Here is a 5,663-nt window from a genome sequence, read left to right as displayed (position 1 = left end):
CCTGAGGCGTCTTGGCGAGCAGTGCACCCCAAAACCCGCCATAGCTTTCGCCAGCAAGAAACACCGGTGACGCCGTGCGGCCCGCCTGTGCCAGATAGAAGCGAATAAAGGCGCCCATCGAGGCGGCGTCCTGGTTGACGCCCCAGAAGCTGCGCGCCTCGGTCCCGGGTGCTTCGCGGCTGTAACCCGTTCCGACGGGGTCGACAAAGACCAGGTCGGTCATGTCGAGCCATGTGTTCGGGTTGTCCAAAAGCCTCTGCGGCGATGGGAGAAAACTTCCATTGTCCGCCGTCGCCATCACGCGGGGACCGAGCGCGCCGAGATGCAGATAGGCGGAAGCCGCTCCTGGACCTCCATTGAATACGAAGGTAACGGGACGCCGGGGGTCAGGTTCCCGGCTTGGCTCGGGACGTAGCGTGTAGGCGACATGAAAAATTTCCGCCGTGACGTCGCCCTTACCGGATAACAACAAGAGAGTGCCGGCCTTTGCCTGATAGTTCAGCGTACGTCCCGCGATCACGATCGAATGATCAGAGATCTGGGGAGGCGGAAGTAGAGACAGAACTCCACCCGAAGGCGACGGCCGCTCGGCCACTTCCGCATGGCCGGCTGGAAGGCCGCCAGCCAGCAGCAACATAGCAAGGGTGATTTCTAGCAGCTTGGTACGCATGACGACTCCGCAGCGGAAACAACTGGAAGCTATCACGCTGATGGCTCAGCCGAAATCACAGGATCGTGCAGCCCTTCGCTGCTGGAACGAGACCGATGGCTTTCAACGCACGATCTTCACACACATGGGCGTGCCGATATCGATGGATCGTCCGGTGTCGGCCAGCCGGCCCGTGGCAGCGTCGCGGGCAAAAATATTGATGCGATCGGCATTTTGGTTGGCGGAGAGGAGGTGGCGGCCCGAGGGCGTCAGCGCCAGATTGCGCGGCGTGGCACCCCCACAGGGCGTGTGATCGACTAGCGCAAGCGTGCCTGTTTCCTGGTCAACCGAAACACCGCAACGCTGACATGGCCGCGGTTGGAACTGTAGAGGAAGCGGCCGTCGGGCGAGATCTGGATGGCGGCGCAATGATTGCCGTCGCGCGCCGCCGCCGGCACGGCCGGTTTCGTGTCGATGACCGAGAGCCTTCCTGAGAGATTGTCGAGCGCAAGCGACACGATCGTTGAATCCAGTTCGTTCATGACGAACACGAAGCGCCCGCCCGGATGCAGCGCCACATGGCGCGGGCCGGCGCCGGGCGCAAGCGCCTGCTCCGCGAGTCTGGTCAGACTGCCATCAGGCCCGATGCGGTACGAGACAAGCCGATCGATGCCGAGATCGGCGACGATCGCCACGCCACCGGCAATCGTCTCGGCGATGCTGTGAGCATGAGGGCGTTCTTGACGGGCTGTGTCAGGCCCGTTTCCCTTGTGGGCGACGCTCGACAACGGAGGCTGCCAACGAAAACCAGACAGGCATTCTGCATCAAATCCTCCCTTGTTCCGCCGGCGTTGCACTCCGCGGACCCGAGCAAAATTTCGCCTGCTCACGCTTGCAACACAACCCCATATGTGAAAATACTATTCACAAAAGAAAATTGACGGGAGGATCGATCATGCAGTTCGCTGGTCCGCGGCGCGCCCGGACGGATGATCCTTGCTTCCAGCGGACACTGTCATGACTGGTTTTGCGCCGACCGTCGGCGTGGCGTCGACACACCCGCCAACATGCCGAAGGACCACGCCGATCTCGCCCGTCTGGAACGCGGAGAACTGGTTCTATGAAGACTGGCCGGTCGGCCAGAAAATCCGCTCGCTGCGCAGGACCATGGCCGAGGGCGACAGCCACCTTTTCAACGCGCTGGTGCTCGATATCCACCCTTACGTGCAGGACCAGATTTTCGCCGAAACGGAAGGCGAGAGCTTGTGCTTTATTGCGAGCACCTGCAGACGGTGAAGTACAGCAATCCGGCCGATTTCGCCGGGAAGACGGAGAAATAGGCGATGGCCGCCACTGCCGAATTGCCGCTGACCGGGCTCGTCGTCGTCGACATGAGCCAGTTCCTGTCCGGACCCTACTGCTCGCTGCGGCTGCTCGACCTCGGCGCCCGCGTCATCAAGATCGAGCGGCCGAATGGCGGTGACCTGTCGCGCCGGCTTTATCTCAGCGACACCGAGATCGGCGGCGATTCCACCATCTTCCATGCCATCAACCGGGCCAAGGAAAGTCTTGCCATCGACCTCAAGGACGTGGCCGACCTTGCGGCGCTGCGCGGCCTGCTGGCCAAGGCCGACGTGCTGATCCAGAATTTTCGGCCCGGCGTCATCGAGCGGCTGGGCCTCGATTTTGAGGCGGTGCGCAAGATCAATCCGCGCCTGGTCTATGCCTCGATCAGCGGCTATGGCGAGAAAGGCCCCTGGGTCAAGCGGCCCGGGCAGGATCTGCTGGCGCAAGCCCGTTCCGGCGTGATGTGGCTGAACGGCGACGAGGACCAGGGTCCGGTGCCCTTCGGCCTGGCGATCGCCGACATGCTGGCGGGCTCCGCCGCCGCGCAAGGGATCCTTGCCGCACTGGTGCGGCGCGGCGTGACCGGCACGGGCAGCCATGTCGAAACGAGCCTGCTGGAGGCGTTGGTCGATTTTCAGTTCGAGGTGCTGACCACGCATCTCAATGACGGGCGCCGCCTTCCGCGGCGATCGGCTTCCGTAGCGCCCACGCCTATCTGTCGGCGCCTTACGGCGTCTATCCGGCGAAGGGCGGCTATTTGGCGATCGCGATGTCGCCGATCTCGAAGCTCGCCGATCTGCTGGGGCTCGAAGAGCTTGCGCCCTATCGCGATCAGCCGTCGACGTGGTTCACGGCCCGCGACGAGATCAAGGCGATCATCGCGCAAAAAATCGCGACGAAGACGGTCGAGGAATGGCTTGCCATCCTCGAGCCTGCCGACATCTGGTGTGCCAAGGTGCTGACCTGGCCGGAAATGATGGCCAGCGAGGGCTTCCAGGTCCTCGATATGCTGCAAACCGTGACGCGAGAGGATGACGTCTCAATCCTCACTACGCGCTCGCCTCTTAGGGTCGATGGCGCCCGCGCGAAAGTCGAACGGGCCGCGCCGCGCATCGGCGAGCACAGCGCAAAAATCCGCAAGGAATTCGGGCTGTGAGCGACGTGACGCTCAAAGGCATGACCTGGAGCCATCCGCGCGGCTGCGACCCGATGGTTGCCTGTTCGGCGCTGTGGAAGCAGCGCACCGGCGTCGCAATAGAGTGGGACAAGCGCTCGCTGCAGGATTTCGAATCCTTTCCGGTCGAGGAACTGGCCCGTGCCTATGATCTGATCGTCATCGATCATCCGCATGTGGGCCAGATCACCGCCGAGAATTGTCTGGCGCCGCTCGACGTCGTGGGCCGGGAAGCGGAACGTGCGGCGCTGGCGGCGGGGAGCGTCGGCCGCTCCTATCCGAGTTACAACTGGCAAGGCCGGCAGTGGGCGTTTCCGATCGACACGGCGAGCCAGGTGCATGCGTGGCGGCCGGACATGCTTTCCGCCGTGCCGGCGAACTGGGCCGATATGGTCGAGTTGGCGCGACAAGGCCGTGTGCTGTTGCCGCTCAGGCCGCCGCATTCGCTGATGGTGTTCTACACGCTTGCCGGCAATCTCGGCCGGCCGGCCGCCGAGGAGCCTGGCGACCACGTAAACCCTGACATGGGAAGCCGCGTTTTCGAGATGATGCGCGAGATCGCGGCTCTCGTCGATCCGGCCTGCCTTGGCATGGACCCGATCGACGTCCTGGAGGAAATGGCCAGGTCCGGCTCGCGGATCGCCTGTGCGCCGCTGATCTATGGCTATGTCTCCTATGCCATTGCCGGATTCCGGACCAATCGCCTTGCCTTCGCCGACATCCCGGCTGTGGGCGATGCCGGTCCCGCCGGCTCGGCGCTCGGAGGAACCGGCATTGCCGTGTCGGCCTTTTCGAAGGCCAAGCAGGCGGCCACCGACTTTGCTTACTGGATCGCAAGCGGCGACGTGCAGTGCGGCCCCTATGCTGCGGCCGGCGGCCAGCCCGGCCATGCCGCAGCCTGGGACGATGCAGCCGTCAACGCAGCCGCCGGTAATTTCTACATGAACACCCGCGCCACCCTCGAAGGTTCCTGGGTCAGGCCACGGCACGACGGCTACATGGCCTTCCAGCAGGCCGCGTCCGATCGCATCAATCTCGGCCTGGCCGAAAAGCACCATGCCGGCCGTGTCGTCGCCGATCTCAATCGCCTGTTTCTGGAGAGTTTCCCGGCACCCGGCGCTGCCGGTTGAGGAGCCTGAAACAGCTTAAATGGAGGAGAACATGAACAGCCTGATCCGCGGCCGCTCACGCTGCTGATCGGCCTCGGCTTCCGGCCCTCGACCGTGCAGACGGCACTTGGCCTGGTCATCGTGCTGCTGGTTCGCTCTACGGCCGCGAGCGGCACGAGTCGGCTACGATCTGAGGCGGCTTACAAACGCCAAAGCCGCTTCGCATTGGCGGAAAGCAGCTTTTCCCGCTCGTCGACGCTGGCACCGGCGAGCAGCGCGTGCGTTGCTGCCACCCAGGTCGCTAGCCCGCCGCCAAGCGTGCAGACCGGCCAGTCGCTGCCCCACACGACGCGATCCCAGCCGAAGCATTCGATGGTGTGCTCCACATAGGAACGCAGCGTTTCGACGGTCCACGATCCAGCGTCCGCATAGGCGACCACACCGGAAATCTTGCCGACGACATTCGGGCGCCGCGCAATCTCTGCCATATGCTCGCGCCAGGGATGCTCACGGCTGCCCTTGATGTCGGGTACGCCGCAATGGTCGAGCACGAACTGGACGCCAGGCGCGAGATCGGCGAGTGCGATCGCTTTAGGGATTTGATGCGGCAGGACAACGAGATCGAATGTCAGCCCGGTGCCAGCAAGCCGCTTGATGTTTTCGCGAAACAGCGCGCCTTCCGAAAGCTCGTCCGGCATGACGTGGAGTACGCGCCGAAAACCCTTGACGAAGGGATTGGCTTTCTGACGCTCGAGATAGGCGGCAAAGTCCGGCTCTTCCGGACGGCAGGAGGCGATCGCCCCTCTCAGCAAACTGTCCTTCTGTTGCGACAGCGCCTTCACATGGCTGGTCTCAGCCTCGATATCGGCCGGATCGACATCGACTTCCATATGCAATGCGCCCTCTATGCCGGCCCGGCGAGCTTGGACTGCAAATTCGTCGTGGGAAAAATCGCGGTTTAGTGCCGGCACGCCGGAGAGCCAGGGATAGCGCAGCGCCGACTGGTCGATCAGGTGTAGATGGGTGTCGAAGATCATGACAAGGCTCTCCCCTCCGGCGTTTTCGAATCATCTCACGGAGAAATTTTTCATTCAAATAAGAATTTACTTCGCCTGCTTGACTGTTGATCCCGCCAGTTGCGACAGCTTTTCGGTCGCCGCCAGCAACAGCTCTATCGTCCTGGTGATATCGGGCGCCTTGGGTGCGTTGACCAGGGTTATGTAGGGGATCGATAGTGCTGCGATTGCCTTGCCGTCCGAACCGAGAACGGGGGTCGACAGGTTGAATACGCCGGCGGTCTGCATTGACGCCATCATTTCGTAGCCGCGTTCACGTATCTGGTCGAGGCGGGCAAAGAATTCCGGCGGTTTAGGCGGCTTGTCGG

Annotated in this window: 3 protein-coding genes and 4 pseudogenes; 3 read left to right on the top strand and 4 right to left on the bottom strand. The window is 63.0% G+C overall.

Features of this window, described 5'->3' with window-relative positions:
- Both EOA86_RS19370 and EOA86_RS19365 read right to left on the bottom strand, forming a co-directional pair.
- Window positions 1-670, bottom strand: a pseudogene (locus EOA86_RS19370) (peptidase S10); the annotation flags it as partial.
- 102 nt (window positions 671-772) lie between these two features.
- Window positions 773-1,506, bottom strand: a pseudogene (locus tag EOA86_RS19365) (lactonase family protein).
- 160 nt (window positions 1,507-1,666) lie between these two features.
- On the opposite strand from EOA86_RS19365, the pseudogene EOA86_RS19360 reads away from it, so the two are divergent.
- The 3 genes and pseudogenes from EOA86_RS19360 to EOA86_RS19350 all read left to right on the top strand — a co-directional run bounded on the left by EOA86_RS19360 (window position 1,667) and on the right by EOA86_RS19350 (window position 4,300).
- Window positions 1,667-1,989 (top strand): annotated as a pseudogene (locus EOA86_RS19360) (hypothetical protein).
- 3 nt (window positions 1,990-1,992) lie between these two features.
- Window positions 1,993-3,152, top strand: a pseudogene (locus tag EOA86_RS19355) (CaiB/BaiF CoA-transferase family protein).
- A 20-nt stretch (window positions 3,153-3,172) separates the two neighbouring features.
- A complete protein-coding gene (locus EOA86_RS19350) occupies window positions 3,173-4,300 on the top strand; it encodes an extracellular solute-binding protein (RefSeq protein WP_206630072.1) in 1,128 nt (375 codons plus the stop codon).
- 179 nt (window positions 4,301-4,479) lie between these two features.
- Here the strand turns inward: EOA86_RS19350 and EOA86_RS19340 are convergent, their stop codons facing one another.
- The gene (locus tag EOA86_RS19340) at window positions 4,480-5,316 is read right to left on the bottom strand and encodes an amidohydrolase (protein ID WP_128343138.1); all 837 of its coding nucleotides are present in this window, start codon (window positions 5,314-5,316) and stop codon (window positions 4,480-4,482) included.
- 66 nt (window positions 5,317-5,382) lie between these two features.
- Window positions 5,383-5,663 (bottom strand): IclR family transcriptional regulator C-terminal domain-containing protein (locus EOA86_RS19335; RefSeq protein ID WP_281035673.1); only part of this gene is annotated, 281 nt, incomplete at its 5' end.

It is taken from the genome of Mesorhizobium sp. M5C.F.Ca.IN.020.32.2.1 (assembly GCF_004023105.1).
GTDB lineage: Bacteria > Pseudomonadota > Alphaproteobacteria > Rhizobiales > Rhizobiaceae > Mesorhizobium > Mesorhizobium wenxiniae.
The sequence above is the reverse complement of the archived record's forward strand: the minus strand, read 5'-3'. Positions and strand labels throughout refer to the sequence as shown.